The sequence below is a fragment of the Hymenobacter gummosus genome (assembly GCF_003970915.1).
In the GTDB taxonomy this organism is placed as follows: Bacteria; Bacteroidota; Bacteroidia; order Cytophagales; family Hymenobacteraceae; genus Solirubrum; species Solirubrum gummosum.
Genome location: NZ_RXOF01000019.1, coordinates 62,559 through 78,337 on the forward strand (window position 1 = coordinate 62,559; position 15,779 = coordinate 78,337).

At 67.6% G+C, this 15,779-nt stretch carries 14 protein-coding genes; 9 read left to right on the top strand and 5 right to left on the bottom strand.

Annotated features, from left to right (window positions below; genetic code table 11):
* Positions 1–23: 23 nt before the first annotated feature.
* The 3 genes from EJV47_RS24465 to EJV47_RS24475 all read left to right on the top strand — a co-directional run bounded on the left by EJV47_RS24465 (position 24) and on the right by EJV47_RS24475 (position 4,334).
* Positions 24–1,562, top strand: a complete 1,539-nt coding sequence (locus tag EJV47_RS24465) for a TolC family protein (RefSeq protein WP_126695841.1) — start codon at positions 24–26, stop codon at positions 1,560–1,562.
* Positions 1,563–1,695: 133 nt separating this feature from the next.
* Positions 1,696–3,108, top strand: a complete 1,413-nt coding sequence (locus EJV47_RS24470) for an efflux RND transporter periplasmic adaptor subunit (protein ID WP_126695842.1) — start codon at positions 1,696–1,698, stop codon at positions 3,106–3,108.
* A gap of 236 nt (positions 3,109–3,344) precedes the next feature.
* A complete protein-coding gene (locus EJV47_RS24475) occupies positions 3,345–4,334 on the top strand; it encodes an NAD(P)H-dependent glycerol-3-phosphate dehydrogenase (RefSeq protein ID WP_243651304.1) in 990 nt (329 codons plus the stop codon).
* A 13-nt stretch (positions 4,335–4,347) separates the two neighbouring features.
* Here the strand turns inward: EJV47_RS24475 and EJV47_RS24480 are convergent, their stop codons facing one another.
* Together EJV47_RS24480 and EJV47_RS24485 are read right to left on the bottom strand one after the other, a co-directional pair.
* Positions 4,348–4,683: a DUF3592 domain-containing protein gene (locus EJV47_RS24480; protein ID WP_126695844.1), complete on the bottom strand. Its 336-nt coding sequence runs from the start codon at positions 4,681–4,683 to the stop codon at positions 4,348–4,350.
* Positions 4,684–4,706: 23 nt separating this feature from the next.
* Entirely contained in the window at positions 4,707–5,075 is a 369-nt protein-coding gene (locus EJV47_RS24485; protein WP_126695845.1) for a hypothetical protein, read from the bottom strand.
* Between the two features lie 115 nt (positions 5,076–5,190).
* Here EJV47_RS24485 and EJV47_RS24490 point away from each other — a divergent pair, with 115 nt between their 5' ends.
* From EJV47_RS24490 to EJV47_RS24505, 4 genes are all read left to right on the top strand, one after another.
* Complete coding sequence (locus EJV47_RS24490; RefSeq protein WP_126695846.1) at positions 5,191–5,598, top strand: DUF4259 domain-containing protein; 408 nt, start codon at positions 5,191–5,193, stop codon at positions 5,596–5,598.
* Positions 5,599–5,600: 2 nt separating this feature from the next.
* On the top strand, positions 5,601–6,029 hold the full coding sequence (locus EJV47_RS24495; protein WP_126695847.1) for an EamA family transporter: 429 nt from the start codon (positions 5,601–5,603) through the stop codon (positions 6,027–6,029).
* Between the two features lie 565 nt (positions 6,030–6,594).
* Positions 6,595–7,698, top strand: a complete 1,104-nt coding sequence (locus EJV47_RS24500) for an MFS transporter (protein ID WP_243651305.1) — start codon at positions 6,595–6,597, stop codon at positions 7,696–7,698.
* A gap of 168 nt (positions 7,699–7,866) precedes the next feature.
* Positions 7,867–9,570 (top strand): catalase, encoded by a 1,704-nt coding sequence (locus EJV47_RS24505; protein WP_126695849.1) that lies wholly within the window; start codon positions 7,867–7,869, stop codon positions 9,568–9,570.
* A gap of 148 nt (positions 9,571–9,718) precedes the next feature.
* Here EJV47_RS24505 and EJV47_RS24510 read toward each other — a convergent pair whose 3' ends face one another.
* Positions 9,719–11,230, bottom strand: coding sequence for a hypothetical protein (locus EJV47_RS24510; protein ID WP_126695850.1), 1,512 nt, complete (start codon positions 11,228–11,230; stop codon positions 9,719–9,721).
* A gap of 374 nt (positions 11,231–11,604) precedes the next feature.
* On the opposite strand from EJV47_RS24510, the gene EJV47_RS24515 reads away from it, so the two are divergent.
* Positions 11,605–11,853 carry a hypothetical protein gene (locus tag EJV47_RS24515; protein ID WP_126695851.1) on the top strand — a complete coding sequence of 83 codons (249 nt, stop codon included), beginning with the start codon at positions 11,605–11,607 and terminating at the stop codon, positions 11,851–11,853.
* A gap of 13 nt (positions 11,854–11,866) precedes the next feature.
* On the opposite strand, the gene EJV47_RS24520 is transcribed toward EJV47_RS24515, so the two are convergent.
* Complete coding sequence (locus EJV47_RS24520) at positions 11,867–13,618, bottom strand: glycosyltransferase family protein (protein WP_126695852.1); 1,752 nt, start codon at positions 13,616–13,618, stop codon at positions 11,867–11,869.
* A 233-nt stretch (positions 13,619–13,851) separates the two neighbouring features.
* On the opposite strand from EJV47_RS24520, the gene EJV47_RS24525 reads away from it, so the two are divergent.
* On the top strand, positions 13,852–14,769 hold the full coding sequence (locus EJV47_RS24525; protein WP_207895989.1) for an SDR family oxidoreductase: 918 nt from the start codon (positions 13,852–13,854) through the stop codon (positions 14,767–14,769).
* Here EJV47_RS24525 and EJV47_RS24530 read toward each other — a convergent pair.
* Positions 14,753–15,733 carry a helix-turn-helix transcriptional regulator gene (locus EJV47_RS24530; RefSeq protein ID WP_126695853.1) on the bottom strand — a complete coding sequence of 327 codons (981 nt, stop codon included), beginning with the start codon at positions 15,731–15,733 and terminating at the stop codon, positions 14,753–14,755. The two genes, EJV47_RS24525 and EJV47_RS24530, sit on opposite strands and share 17 nt — an antisense overlap.
* Positions 15,734–15,779 lie beyond the last annotated feature (46 nt).

The window sequence follows — 15,779 nt, forward strand, 5'->3', positions numbered from 1 at the left end:
CCGACCCCTTTGCCCTACTACCGATGAAACAAACTGACTCGACCCTGCCGGGGCGGGCCATCCGCGCCGCCGCTCTGCTGGCCACGCTGGGCCTGGCCCTGCCCGCCGCGGCCCAACAAGCCCCGCCCGTCGCGCCGCCGGCGGCCGCTGTGCCCCAGGCCGCGCCCGCCGGCCCGCTCTCGCTGATGCAAGCCGTGGAATACGCCCTGCAGAACAACCTGAACGTGCGCCTCTCGCAGCTGCAGGCCGAGCTAAACGAGGCCACGCTGCGCCAGAGCCGCCTGCAGCAGCTGCCCACGGCCCAGGCCAACGCCTCGCAGACCTGGAACTACGGCACCAACGTCGACCCGCTCACCTATACTTTCCAGAGCCAGACCACGCGGGCCAATAACTTCTCCGCCTCGGCCGGCCTGAACATCTTCTCGGGCTTCCAGGTGCGCAACACCATCCGGCGCAACGGGCTCGACTACCAGGCCGCCCTGCTCGACATCGACCAGGCCCGCAACGACCTGTCGCTGAACGTGGCGTCGGCCTACCTGCAGTACCTGCTGGGCGAGGAGCTGCTGCGCGCCAGCCAGCTGCGCATCGACACCGACCAGCAGCAGATTGAGCGCACCCAGAAGCTGCTGCGCGCCGGGGCCGTGGCCGAAAGCAACCTGCTCGACGCCCAGGCCCAGCTGGCCTCCGACGAAGTGAGCGTGGTGACGGCCCAAAACCAGCGCGATTTGGCCCGCCTGCAGGTGGCCCAGCTGCTCAACCTCGACCAGGCCCGCACCAGCTCCCTGCAGCTGCAGGTGCCCACCCTGCCCGACCCCGACGAGATGCCCGCCATGGACGCCGATGCCGATGGCACCTACCAGATTGCCCAGGGCACCCAGCCCCAGGTGAAGGCCGCCGATTTGCGCGTGCAGAGCGCCGTGCGCGGGGTGGAAGTGGCCCGCGGGGCCTACTACCCGCGCCTGACGTTCGGGGCCAGCATTTTCTCGGGCTACTCCTCGGCCCGCATTGCCCGCAAGCTCACCGGCGACTCCACCATCGTGCCCTCGGGCTTTATCTACCAGGTGACGCCCAACGGGCCCCAGGCGGTGCCGGGCGTGTTTGCCGGTATTCTGCAGCCCCGCTTCGAGACGCTGTCCGAGGGCTTCGGCTCGCAGGTGAAGAACAACATTGGCAAGCAGCTGAGCTTCAATCTGATTGTGCCCATCCTGAACGGCTGGCAGGCCCGCACCAACGTGCAGCGCTCCGTCATTGGGGTGAAGCAGGCCGAGCTGCGCGCCGAGCAGACGCGCCTGACCCTGCGCCAGACCATTCAGCAGGCCTACGCCGATGCCTTGGCCGCCCAGCGCCGCTACGCCTCAAATAAGCGGCAGGTGGAAGCCCTAACTACGGCCTACCGCAACGCGGAAATCCGCTTCAACAACGGCCTGCTCAACGGCACGGACTTCAACCAGGCCAAAAACAACCTGGCCGGGGCCGAGTCGTCGATGATTCAGGCCAAGTACGAGTACCTGTTCCGCCGCAAGGTGCTCGATTTCTACCAGGGTAAGCCGCTCGATTTGTAAAATGGCCAAATGGCTAAAATGGCTAAATGGCTAGTCGTTCAACCGGGTTGAACGACGGTCAGCTAGCCGTTTAGCTATTTCTTGTCGTGCCTAGGCGACCAGCCATTTAGCCATTCAACAATTTAACAGTCAAATGAAAAACAACCGCTTGTTGTGGATCCTGCTGGGCGTGCTCGTGCTGCTCGTCATTGGCGGGGTGACGGCCAAGAAAAAGGGCTGGATTGGGAAGCCGGAAGGCACCGAAGTGCTGACGGACAAGGCCGCCCCGGCCAACATCGTGGAGAAGGTCAGCGCCTCGGGCAAGGTGCAGCCCGAAACGGAGGTGAAGATTTCGCCGGACGTATCGGGCGAAATAACGGAGCTGTACGTGCGCGAGGGCGACTCCGTGCGCAAGGGCCAGCTGCTGCTGCGCATCCGTCCCGACAACTACCAGGCCATGGTCAGCCAGCAGTCGGCCATGGTGGGCACCCAGCAGGCCAACGTGGGCCAGTCGCAGGCGCGGCTGCAGCAGCTGATGGCCAACGCCAAGCAAACCGAACTGACCTACCGCCGCAACGCCTCGCTCTACAAGCAGAAGGTGATTTCGCAGGCGGAGTACGAGCAGGCCAAGGCCGCCTATGAAGCCTCGCAGGAGGAAATCAACTCGGCCCGGGCCAGCATCAAAGCCGCCCAAAGCTCGGTGCGCTCGGCCCAGGCCGGCCTGGAGGAAGCCCGCCGCAACCTCGACAAAACCACCATCTACGCCCCGGTGAGCGGTACCGTGAGCAAGCTCAACGTGGAGAAGGGCGAACGGGTAGTAGGCACCTCGCAGATGACCGGTACCGAAATCATGCGCATTGCCAACCTGAACTCCATGGAGGTGCGCGTGAACGTGAACGAAAACGACGTGAGCAACGTGGACCTGGGCGATTCGGCCGACGTGGAAGTGGACGCCTACGCCTCGCGCAACATCAAGTTCCGCGGCATCGTGACCAGCATTGCCAACACGGCCAAGGACGCCCTGACCGCCGAGGCCGTGACCGAGTTTGAGGTGCGCGTGCGCCTGCTGCCCGAGTCGTACCGGCAGCTGGTGCGCACGGTGGGCGGCCGTACGGTGGTGCCCTTCCGCCCCGGCATGACGGCCTCCGTCGACATCATCACCGACCGCAAGAGCGGCGCCCTGGCCGTGCCCCTGGCCGCCGTGACGACCCGCTCCGACAGCGCCCTGGCCAAAAACGACAAGCCGGAAAGCAGCGGGGTGAAAGTGGGCCGCGGCCGCGGCGGCAACAGCTCCGCGGGCGACGAGGCCAAGCCCAAGGGCGACATCGAGGAGGTGGTGTTCGTGGTGCGCGGCGGCAAGGCCGTGCTGACGCCCGTCAAGACCGGCATCAGCGACTTCGACCACATCGAAATCCTCTCCGGTGTGCAGGCCGGCGAAGAAATTGTGAGCGGGCCGTTCCGGGCCGTGTCGAAAACCCTGAAGGACGGGGCGCTGGTGACGGTGAAGGATGCCAAGTCCTTGAACCGCGCCGCCTTGAAGGAAGGCGAGAGCGAAGGCAAAGAATAAGCAACGGATACGGTTGCTGCCGGCAGGGGCCGGGCCGAACGAGCGTTCGGCCCGGCCTTTCGCTTTTTTTGGCTAAAATCGGCCTTTCGTAGCGCTGTAGCGCGGGCTTTAGCCCGCGTTTGTCCGAACGGTTGTCGTTGCACCGGCTGGGCGGATTATACTATTCGACGGACGCGGGCTGAAGCCCGCGCTACGGGCACGCTGCTTCTTCCGACTCCATTTCCCTCGCATTCCCCTTGGAAAAAATTGCCATGATTGGCGGCGGCTCCTGGGCCACCGCACTAGCCAAAATTCTCTCCGAAAACGGTGCCCGCGTGGGCTGGTGGCTGCGCCACAAGGAGGACGTGCAGCACCTGCAGCGCACCCGCCACAACCCGCGCTACCTCTCCTCGGTGCAGTTCGACCTCACCCGCGTGTTTCCGTCGACCGACGTGGAGGACGTGGTGAAGGAAGCCGACTGGGTGGTGCTGGCCGTGCCCGCCGCCTTCGTGAAGGAAACGCTGGACAAGCTGGACCGCGACGCGCTGAAAAACAAGCGGGTCATTTCGGCCATCAAGGGCATGATTCCGGGGCGCAACGAGCTGGTGACGGACTACGTGTCGGAGCGGTTCCGGCTCAGCCGCGAGAAAATGGGCTGCGTGGCCGGTCCCTGCCACGCCGAGGAAGTGGCCCTGGAAAAGCAGAGCTACCTGACCATCGGCTCGCCCGACCTGGCCTTGGCCGAGGATTTCTCGCAGCTGCTGCGCAACCGCTACGTGAAGGCCCACGCCGCCGCCGACCTCGACGGCATCGAGTACTGCGCCGTGATGAAGAACATCATTGCCCTGACCTGCGGCGTGGCCCACGGCCTGGGCTACGGCGACAATTTCCAGGCCGTGATGGTGGCCAACGCCGTGCAGGAAATCCGCCGCTTCCTCTACGCCCTGAACCCGCAGCCCCGCGACCTGTCGGCCTCGGCCTACCTGGGCGACTTGCTGGTGACGGCCTACTCGCAGTTCTCGCGCAACCGCACCTTCGGCAACATGGTGGGCCGCGGCTACTCGGTGAAGTCGGCGCAGATGGAAATGAACATGGTGGCCGAGGGCTACTACGCCGTCAAGAGCATCTTCGAGGTCAACAAGGACCTGCGGGTGAACATGCCCATTACCTCGGCCGCCTACCACATCCTGTACGAAAAGGTGGCCCCGGCCGTGGAAATCGAGCTGCTGAAGGAGAAATTCCGGTAGGCGTGGGGCGGCCTCAGACGATGGTAAAGTCCGATGGGTCGGCGGGGTTGTAGATGATCTGCACCGACTCGCCAGCTTTGTACCTCGGAATGAGTAGGGCGACACCGTACTCTTCTAGCCGCTCTACCGTCTGTCCAGACTGCGTCTGAAAGCGAACAACCGGCCGGACTACGGTCGTGCGGCCCCAGCAAATCTTGTTGCGCACTACTGTGCCGGTGGTGCGGATGCCCGTAGCCTTCAAGTCTATTTCGCGCTGGAAAGCTTTGATAACGCCAACGATAATCACTCCCAACACGAGCACAGAACAGCAGCCGAACAAAGCCACCAACTGGGAATCAGATAAAAACATGAGTAGAGGACTTAGGTCAGGTACTAGACGGCTGTTATACGTCCCAGCAACTGCTCCCCGGCCGATTTCTGCCGCCGCGCTTCCACCAGCTGCTGGGCCTCCGCCAGGCTCTGGGGCACCACACCGATACCGTCGCAGCCGCAGGAAAAGAAGTTGAAGCGGTTGTTGGCCAGGTACTCAATGGCCGCCCATTGCTCCGTTTGCGCCTGCTTCGGCAGCTTCAGGTCACGGCCCAGGTTGCGCGTGGGGCCGCCGCAGCCGGGGCAGCGGGCCGGGGTTTCGGGGTGGCGGTGTTCTGGTAGCAGGTCTTCGGCGTTGCGGCGCTTGAAGCCTTTGCGGCACTGGAAGCAGGCGTACGTGGCTTTGTACTGGTGAAAAGCGTATCTACACATCGGTTTATTCGTTGAATGAGCCCTAAAACAGCTTGATTATGCAAAGTACGCCGCCAGCCGGCAATCGGCCCGGCGGGCTACGGCGTCACCCTGACTCATCACCACAAAACCTCCTATGGCCACCTGGGACTACCACAATTTCGACAACGACGCGGCGGCTGACTTCGCCGAGGATTTTCGCCAGCGGCCCAACGAGGCCGTGCTCTACGAGGCCCTGGCCACCGTGGCCGAGGAAGAAGGCGTAATCGAGGCCGCCGACGCCAGCCAGGCCCTGGCCGCCGCCGAGCTGGTGGCCGCCATCATCGGCAAGCCCGCCCAGGACATGCCCGTGGGCCTGCTGCCCGCCACCACCCTCCTCGACGCCGACGGGCAGGAGGACTTGCAGGAGCTGGCCATCGAAGCCGTGGAAGCCGTGCTACGCAGCTCCGAGCTGCAGCAGCGCTGGGCCGAATCGGAAAACCACGCCGCCTGGCAGGCGCTGCAGCAGAACCTGCTCCAGCGCCTCGGCTTCGACGAGGAGTAGCCGTGCCCTGGCTTGTACTGGCCCTGCTCACGGCCCTGGCGCTGGCCTTCTACAACTTCTTTATCAAGCTGGCTTCCAGCCACGTGCCGGCGGCCGTGGGCGCGGTGTGGCTGCAGCTGGTGGCCGCGGCCCTGGGCGCGGTGTGGCTGCTGCGGCTCAAGCTGCAGGGCCAGCCGCTGCCCCTCAGCGGCAAGGGCCTGGGGCTGGCGGCGCTGGCCGGGCTGGGCGTGGGCCTGGCCGAAATCCTGACCTTCGTGGTCTTCAGCCGCGGGGTGCCGTCGTCGGTGGGCACGCCGGTTATCGTGGGCGGCTCGGTACTGCTGACGGCCGTGCTCGGGCTGGTGCTGCTGCGCGAGTCCCTTACGCTACCGCAGGCGCTGGGTCTGCTGCTCATCGTGGGCGGCATTGCCCTGCTGGTGCGCGGGCATTAGAGCAGCCGATGACATACAAATGCCTCCGACCACAACAAAAAAAGCAAAAGGGAGTTATATACCTATATTTAGGCAATTGCATTGTTTGCTTAGGCTGTAGCTGCCTGCAATAGCCCGGCCGCAATGCTCAACCGACATACCCGCATCCGCCGCGAGGCCCGAGGAATGGTTAACTCGCAGCGGGGTAGCCGCCGTATCTACGGCCCCGGAGTGGCAGCCGGCCCTCCGTTACCCCCGTCGGCACCCGGCGGATGCCGGTAGAACAGGCGCCCCAATCGGGGCGCCTGTTCGCGTTTCAGAGGTCGTTGCGGGCGGGGCAGCTGGAGCATAAGTAGCTGCTCACCGCGGCGGCTCCGAAAAAAATGCGCAGCGCAAACGTTTGTATTTATCCGCGAGCCAACGCTTTACGCGGCGCCCCGTAACTTTGTCGAACTGCACTAAACCATTTTCCACCCCCGATAGAGCGCGCCCGTTGGGCGGCGTATGGTTGAACGCTTTGACCGGGACTCACATGATTACGTTGGCATTGCCGGGACAGATAACTCCGCGTACTCACCGCCTGGCGGTGGCTACCTGGTTCTTTTTACAAGGGCTGATTTTTGCGAGCTGGGCCTCGCGCATTCCCTCCATTCAGCAGCGCATGGGCCTGTCCGAAGGCGACCTGGGCCTGCTGCTGCTGGCCATTCCGCTGGGGCAGCTGCCCTCGTTGCCCGTCACGGGCTGGCTGGTGCACAAGTACGGCAGCCGGCGCACCGCCCTGGCCGGCGCCATGATTTACAGCACGGCCCTGGTGGGCCTGGGCTGGGCGCCCAGCCTGTGGCTGCTGCTGCCCTGCCTGGTGCTGTTCGGCTTCGCTAGCAACCTGATGAACATTTCCATCAACACCCAGGCGGTGGGGGTGGAGGCCCTGTACCCCAAGCCCATCATGGCCTCCTTTCACGGCATGTGGAGCCTGGCCGGTTTCACGGGCGCGGCCATCGGCACGGCCATGATTGGCTGGGGCGTGATGCCCGAATACCACTTCCTGCTCATCCTGGCGCTGATTCTGCTCGGGGCGGTGCTGAGCTGGGGCGCCCTGCTGCCGCACGCCCGCACGGAGGACGAAACCGAGCAGCCCCTGTTTGTGCTGCCCGACCGTACCCTGCTCAGCCTTGGGGCCATTGCCTTCTGCGCGCTCATCTGCGAGGGGGCCATGTTCGACTGGAGCGGGGTGTACTTCAAAAAAGTGGTGCACGCCGACAAGGCCTGGGTAGGCGCGGGCTACACGGCCTTTATGAGCACCATGGCCCTGGGCCGCTTCGGCGCCGACTGGCTCACGGCCCGCCTCGGCCCCAAAGCCGTGATTCAGCTCAGCGGCTGCCTCACGGCCGTGGGCTTGCTCATTGCGGTGCTCTTCCCGACGCTCGGGCCAGCCATGCTGGGCTTCATGCTGGTGGGCTTCGGTACCTCGTCGGTGGTGCCGCTGGTGTACAGCGCGGCCGGCAAGTCCACGGTGATGTCGGCCGGCATGGCGCTGGCGGCCGTGTCCACCATCGGCTTCCTGGGCTTCCTCATCGGCCCGCCCATTATCGGCATGGTGGCCGGGGCCACTTCGCTGCGCATTTCCTACTCGCTGATTGCCGTGATGGGCCTGTGCGTGGCCGCCGTGGCCAGCCGGGCCAGGCTGTAGCGGCTGGGGCAACGGGGGCGCGCAACGGAATCCGGCGGGTGAGCAGGCTCGTCCGCCGGATTATTTTTTGGTCAGTTATTGGGGCGTAGTGGAGAATTATTCTCCGCTAGCAAGAACAAATTTCTACCTTGGGGGTATAGTACCTGCAACCCTCAACCCATTACGCCTATGACTCCCAATCAGCCCAATTCTCCGCAGAACGGCCACAATGGCCACTCGAACGGCAACGGCCACTCGCCCGTCGACGGCACTGGCACGGCCGTCACGGGCGCCGGTACCTCGCAGGACCAGCGCACGGCGGAGGGCGAAGGCGCCCAGACCCTGACCACCCGCCAGGGCCACCCCGTCACCAACAACCAGAACCTGCGCACCGTGGGCAACCGCGGCCCCGCAACGCTGGAAAACTACCACTTCCTGGAGAAGATGAGCCACTTCGACCGGGAGCGGGTGCCCGAGCGCGTGGTGCACGCCCGCGGCGCCGGCGCCCACGGCGTGTTCGAAGCCTACGGCAAGGTGGGCGACGAGCCCATCGAGAAGTACACCCGGGCCAAGCTCTTCAACCAGGCCGGCAAGCAGACGCCGGTGTTCGTGCGTTTCTCCTCGGTAATCCACGGCGGCCACTCGCCCGAAACCCTGCGCGACCCGCGCGGCTTCGCGGTGAAGTTCTACACCGAGGACGGCAACTGGGATTTGGTGGGCAACAACCTGAAAGTGTTCTTCATCCGCGACGCGATGAAGTTTCCGGACCTGGTCCACGCCTTCAAGCCCGACCCGGTGACCAACCGCCAGGACGGCGGGCGCATCTTCGACTTCATCTCGAACACGCCCGAGGCCCTGCACATGATTACCTTCCTGTTCTCGCCCTGGGGCATCCCGGCCAACTACCGGCAGATGCAGGGCTCGGGCGTGAACACCTATAAGTGGGTGAATAAGGACGGCGTGGCGCACCTGGTGAAGTACCACTGGGAGCCGCTGCAGGGCATCAAGAACCTGACGCAGCCCGAGGCCGAGGCCATCCAGGCCAAGAACTTCAACCACGCCACCCAGGACCTGTTCGACCACATTGCCCAGGGCGACTTCCCGCAGTGGGAGCTGCGCGTGCAGCTGATGTCGGACGACGAGCACCCGGAGCTGGACTTCGACCCGCTCGACGACACCAAGCTCTGGCCCGAAGACCAGTTTCCGCACCTGCCGGTGGGCCGCATGACCCTGAACAAGAACCCCGAGAACTACTTCGCCGAGGTGGAGCAGTCGGCCTTTGGGACCGGCGTGCTGGTCGACGGCCTGGACTTTTCGGACGACAAGATGCTGCAGGGCCGCACCTTCTCGTACTCCGATACCCAGCGCTACCGCGTGGGCACCAACTACCTGCAGCTGCCCATCAACGCGCCCAAGAAGCACGTGGCCACCAACCAGCGCGACGGGCAGATGGCCTACCACGTGGACACGGTGCCGGGCCAGAACAACCACGTCAACTACGAGCCCAGCTCCATGAACGGGCTGAAGGAAGCCGCCAAGTCGGGCGAGGAGTACACCCCGAGCTACAACGCCAAGCTGGTGCGCCAGCCCATCGACCGGCAGAACAACTTCAGGCAAGCCGGGGAGCGGTGGCGCCTGCACTCCGACCTGGAGAAGGACGACCTCGTCAGCAACCTGGTGGACGCCCTGAGCGGGGCCGTGCCGGAGGTGCAGCAACGCATGGTGGAGCTGTTCACCCAGTGCGACGAGGAGTACGGCCGCCGCGTGGCCGAGGGCCTGAAATCGGCCAAGGGCTCCAACGGGCAGCAATTCTACGGCAACGGCCTCAATAACAAAGGCGCCGAAGCCGTGGCCCAGGCCGAAGCCGTGTCGCACGAAGCCAAGCCGTATTAATTTAAGCTGTTAATTGCGAGTAATTGGTGGTCAGCGCAGATAGCCGCTAACCCGCAACCGACAACCAAACACAACCGCTGCCGGTTGGCCCTCTTCGGAGGTCCGGCCGGCAGCGGTTGTGTTTAGGGCTCAGGTGGAATGTGCGGGTCTACTCGTCGTCTTCGACGGAATCGGCGTCGAGGTAGCCGGGCGTGGGGGCCAGCACCGAATCGGTGGGCGCGGGGCCGCTCTGGGCGCCGCCGGTGGAGTCGATGACGGGGTTGTTGAGCCGGTCCTCGAGCTGCTGCTCGGCCGGCGTCGGGGCGGCTTCTTCGGGCGGGGCGGTTGCGTCGGCGGCGGATTGTTCCCGCGGCGCCCGGCGGGCTTCGCGGCGGGGCGGGGCGGGTTTGGCGCGGTGCTGATACAGGTACCAGAGGCCCCAGCCGCCCAGCACCACCCCGATGACCACGGCCACCACGGCCGCCGCGCGCCAGGGCTGCAGCCGCCACGCCGAGTACCGCCGAACCGTGGGGCGGGGCGCGGGCCGGGCAACCGGCGGCGCCGGAGAGTGGGCGGCCGGCCGCGCCGGCGGCGCCGCAGCCGGAGTGGGGCCAGGGGGCGTCGGGGTGGCGGGCCGGGCCTGCAGCTGCTGAATAAGGGTGCCGAGCTGCTCGATGCGAGCGTCCAGCTCCCGGTTGCGGGCCGCCGATTCGGCGCGGGCCAGCTGCACGGCTTCGCGCAGGGCTTCTTTTTCCTGGGTTTCGGCGGCCAGGCGGGCCTGCAGCTCGGCGGCGGCCGGCGCGGCGGCCGAGGCCTGGGCGGCCAGCTGCTGCTGGAGCTGCCGGATGATATGTTCCCGCTCGGCTTCACGGGCGGCGGCGGCCTGGGTGTGCTGGTCCAGCTCGGCCCGCACCTGCTGCTGCACCTGCTCCAGGCGCTGCTTTTCGGCGGCCGCGTCGGGGGCGTAGCTGGCGTACTGGGTGTCGGGCGGAATGTCCTCGGCCCCGAGCCAGCGCCAGAGCTGCCGGGCCTTTTGCGTCCAGAAATCCTCGGCGCCGCTGTCCTCTGCCTCGGCGGCGCTTGCCGTTTCCGCCGATTCGGTCAGCAGGTGCTGCAGCCACTGCTGCAGGGCCGCCGGGGACAGGGCCGCGCCGGGCACCTGCAGGCGCTGCAGCCGCCGCGGCAGGTGGGGCAGACTGCTGAGCAGCTGGTAGTGGTCGGCGCCGGTCAGCGCGTTCAGCCGGGCTTCCACCTCCGAGCCGAAGGTGACGGGCTGGGCAAACAGGGCAATGCCGGCAATGACTTCGGGGCGGATGGGGCCGAGGCCGGGCTGGGCCGTCAACCAGGCGGCCAGGGCGCGCTGCTGGCGCTGAAACTCGGTGTAGGGGTTGGCGCTGCTGCCCCGGCCCGGCAGGGGCTGGCCGCTCAGCTGCCAGGGGCTGTGGCCCAGGGCCGGAATGTGCAGGGAGCCGCCGCGGGCAATAAACTGCAGCAGCACGATGCCCGCCGGGCGCACCACCACGGCGTCGAGCGAATCGGCATCGGCCAGGGGCAGATTGCCCAGTAGCAGCAAGGGGGCCTCGTCGGCCTCGGCCAGGGGCTGCAGCAGCGCGTGCAGGGCATCGAACTGCGCTTCGGCGGCGGAATCGGGGAAGGGCGCGAACAGAAAGCTGTGCAGCATGGAAAAGCAGGGTGGAAAACCGGCCGCGGGGCCGCGGCGGCTAAGGTACGCGCTGCGGGCGGGGGCGGCCCAAAAGTAGCCGCTACAGCCCCCATCGGCCCCGGCGGGGCAGTCGGCGGTCTGGGCAGAAAATGCAGCGGCCGGCGGCCAGGTCGGGAGCTTGCCGCCTTCGATGAGCAGGCCGCTGCCGAGCCGGCGCAGGGTCGGCCCCACATATCTATGCGTCACATCAAAAAGGGGCTTTTTCTGGCCTTTCAGCGGCTTTTGGCCCCCGTTTATGTGATTGTGCCGGGGCGGATTTGGGCGCTCCTTTGTCTTCGGTGCCGCGCTGCCGTGCGGACCGAGTTCTACCGCCGCCCAACTCCGCCCTGACCATGAACAAGCTTGCGCCCCTGCTGATGCTGCTGTTTGCCTGCAGCCTAGCGGGTAATCATACCACCCCGTTGCGCTTGACCAGCCGCCCGGTGCTGGCTGCGGCCAGCGCGCCCGATGCCGCCCGGCTGCTCACCTGCCGCCTGCCCTCCAGCGCCTCGGCCGTGCGCGCCCTGGCCCGCCTGCTGCGCGCCTACGCCGAAGCGCCGGCCATAGCGCGGGAGGCGTATCGGGCCATCCGGAGCGCGTAACCCAGCCGCGGCGTCAGGGCTGGGCCGGCAGGAGGCGGAACACGCGCACGTCGGCATTTTCCAGCACCAGCGGGGCGGCGGGCGGCGCGGCGTGGCCGGCTTTGTCGAGCAGCTGAAACTCGTAGCCAATGCCCGGGGCCGGCGCGGCATCCACGCGCAGGCGCCAGCCGGCGGCTTCGCTGTAGTGCAGCAAATACACCTGGTAGTGGCCGTGGTCGGTGAGCACCCGGTGGGCGCCCTGCCGGCGCAGCCACCGGGCGGCGGCCTCCACGCGGGCGTTGCGCTGGGCCTCGTCGGCGGCGCGGCGCTGAAACGGCACCAGGCCCGCTCCGGCCCACAGCAGCACCGGCAGCCCTACCGACAGCAGCACCCGGCGCCGCAACGGGGCCAGGGGCCGCCAGCGCAGCAGCAGCTCGGCCAGCAGGGCGCCCAGCAGCAGCAGGAAAAATACCCGGTACGACAGCACCCGCGTGGGCGGGTACACCTCGCGCACAGCCAGCAGCAGGTAGGGCAGCCACAGGGCCAGCAGCGCCGCCAGCACCAGGGCGCGGTAGGGCCGGGCCGGGCGCCACCAGCGCAGCAGGGCCAGCCAGCCCAGGCTCAGCGCCAGCGTGGGCCAGAGCCCCAGCGGCCCGTAGCCCAGCAGCTGCCCCTCGATGTGCTGGGCGTAGTGCAGGGCTTCGAAGACGCTGTGCCCGGGCCGCGGACTCACGTAGTCGTTGCCGAACAAGGCCGCCGGTCCCGACACCACCAGCACCGGCGCGTACAGCAGCACCGTCAGCAGGCCCGTGAGCAGGCCGGCCAGCGTCAGGCGCAGCAGCCCGGGTCCGTCGCGCCGCCCGAGGGCCGCCAGCCCCAGGGCCCCGAACAGGCTGGCAAACAGCAGCAGGTAAGTAGGCATGGCGTAGAGCCCGGCCAGGCTGCTCAGCACCAGCGCCGCCCAAGCCAGGCGGGGCCGGGCCGTGCCCCGCAGCAAAGCCACCGCGGCCACAAAGCCCAGCTGCCCGCACAAGGCCAGCAGGAGGTAACCCCGCCCCACCGCGCTCTGAAACAGAGCGTAGGGAAAGAAGCCGAACAGCAGGGTAGTGAGCAGGGCGGCCCGGTAGCCCACGCGCCGCAGCAGCAGCAGGCCCACCACGGCGCTGCCCGCGGTGCCGAGCAGGAAGGTGGGCACGCGCATCGTCCAGTAGATGTTGCCGCTCAGCTGGCTGCTGAGCCAGCACAGCGCGCTGTACAGAATGTGGTTGTTGGGAATGGGGTAGAAGCTGGTGGCCGCCAATACGCCCGGCCGCACGAAATACTGGTAGCTCACCACCTCGTCGCCGTACAGGGGGTAGTGCAGTAAGTAGTAGAGGCGCACCAGCGTCAGCAGCGCCAGCAGGGCCAGCGCGGTGCGGCGGGCCCCGGCGGGCAGGCGGCGCCAGGCGCCCAGCAGGGGCGGGGCTGTGCGCCACTCCCGGGCCAGGGCGGCCAGCTCCTGGTACCAGCGGCCCCGGCGGCGCCATTGCCAGAGCAGCGCGGCTCCGCTGCCGGCCAGCAGCACCAGCAGCAGGGCCTTGGCCCGGGCGTAGGCGGGGAAGGTCAGGGCCAGGTCGAGGTAGCGAAACGTGCCGTCGTGGTAGCGCTGCTGGCGCAGCTGGGCCAGGGCCGCGTAGGTGCTCGGGCCGTACAGCAGGGCCAGAAACAGGCTGATGGCGCCGAGCAGCGCCAGGCCCAGGGCCAGAAAAAAGCGGATAGACGGCTCCGGCGCGGATGGGCGGCTCATTCGGGAAGGGTAGAAGGCGGCAGGGCCGGCAAGAAACGAAAGACGGGCTAGGCCGCCGGCGCGGGCCGGGGGCAGCGGCCAAAGGTAGGGCCGCCGCCAAGCAGCCGCCAAGCAGCCGCCAAGCCCGGCGCGCCGCCGTCGACCCGCAAAAAAACCGGAGCACGCAGAAGTTCTTGACATAGGGTTGTCGCAGCCGGCGGGCAGCTTTGCGGCGTACCTTTTCTGAATCTGCCATGATGCAACTCCCCCTGACCGGCAAAACCGCCCTGGTAGCCGGGGCCACCCGCGGCGCCGGGCGCGGCATTGCCCTCGAACTCGGCGCGGCCGGCGCCACCGTCTACGTTACCGGCCGCAGCACCCGGGCCCAACGCTCGGAGTACAACCGCCCCGAAACCATCGAAGAAACCGCCGAGCTGGTGACGCAGGCCGGCGGCCGGGGCATTGCCGTGCCCACCGACCACCTTGAGCCCGCCCAGGTGCAGGCCCTGGTCGCCCGGATCGAGCGCGAGGCCGGCCGCCTGCACGTGCTCGTCAACGACATCTGGGGCGGCGAACAGCTGGCCCAGTGGAATACCCCGGTGTGGGAGCATTCGCTCGCCAACGGCCTGCGCATGCTACGCCTGGCCCTCGATACCCACCTCATCACCAGCCACTACGCCCTGCCGCTGCTGCTGCGCGAGCCGGGCGGCCTGGTGGTGGAAATGACCGACGGCACGGCCGAGTACAACGCCGCGCACTACCGCCTGTCGGTGTACTACGATTTGGTCAAGAACGCTGTCACGCGCATGGGCTGGGCGCTGGCCCGGGAGCTGGCCCCGCACGGGGCCACGGCCGTGTCGCTCACGCCCGGCTGGATGCGCTCGGAAATGATGCTCGACCACTTCGGCGTGACCGAGGCCAACTGGCGCGACGGGGCGGCCAAGGAGCCGCACTTCGTTATTTCCGAGACGCCGCGCTTCGTGGGCCGGGCCGTGGCCGCCCTGGCCGCCGACGCCAACCGCAGCCGCTGGAACGGCCAGTCGTTGTCGAGCGGGCAGCTGGCCCAGGTCTACGGCTTCACCGACGTCGACGGCTCGCGGCCCGACTGCTGGCGCTACCTGCGCGAGGTGGAGGAGCCCGGCCGGCCGGCCGACGCTACGGGGTATCGGTAGGCAGCTGCGCGTCGTCGGGCGGGAAGTGGTGGCGGGCGGCCCGCGTCAGCACGTCCCGCACGGCGTCGCGCAGCGCCCCCGGCCCCACAATGCTGACCTGCTCGCCGAAGTACAGTAGCCAGTGGGCCACCGCGGGCAGCGCGTGCACCCGCAGCGTCATTTCCACCGCGCCGCCGGGCAGCACCTGCTCCTGCTCCCAGCCGAAGAGGTACTTGTCGTCGCGCACCAGGGCGTAGCCGCGGGCCGTGAAGCGGAGCGTCACCGCCTGCCCCGGCCGTTGTTGTTGTTGCTGCCAGTAGCTGTGCAGGGTTTCGGGCCGGGGCGCAAACCTCTCGTCGAGCAGTTCCAGGGCTTCGATGCGGTCGAGGCGGAAGTTGCGCAGCTCCCGGCGCAGGCGGCAGTAGGCCAGCAGGTGCCAGTGCAGGTGAAAGTACAGCCCGACGGGCTCCACCGCGCGCGTGGTCGGGGGTTGGTGCGCGGCGGCGCGGTAGTGCAGGCGCACCACCCGGTGCTGGGCCAGGCTGCGCAGCAGCGGCTGGCGCACGTCGGGCCCGGCGGCGGGGGGCGGCTGCCGCAGGGGCTGGCGCACGGCAATGAGCGGGGTGAGGTGCTCGGCGTAGTCGCGCTCGGGGCGGCGCAGCACGGCGCGCACCTTGTCCAGGGCCGCGCGGGTGAGCCGGGCGGTGGCGGGGTCGGTAAACTGCTCGGCCAGCTTTTCGGCCGTGAGCAGGGCCGATACCTCCTCGCGCGAGAACATGACCGGCGGCAGGCGGTAGCCCTCGGCCAGCGAAAAGCCCACGCCCGGCTCCCCGCACAGCGGCACCCCGGCTTCTTCCAGGGTGCGCAGGTCGCGGTAAATCGTGCGCACGTTCACTTCGTGCCGGTCGGCCAGCTCCTGGGCCCGCACCACGCGCCGGGTTTGCAGCTGCAGCAGAATGGCGGTAAGGCGGTCCAGGCGGTTCATAAGCAAACCAGGCAAACGGCGGGTACAGACGCACGCCTACGTCTTC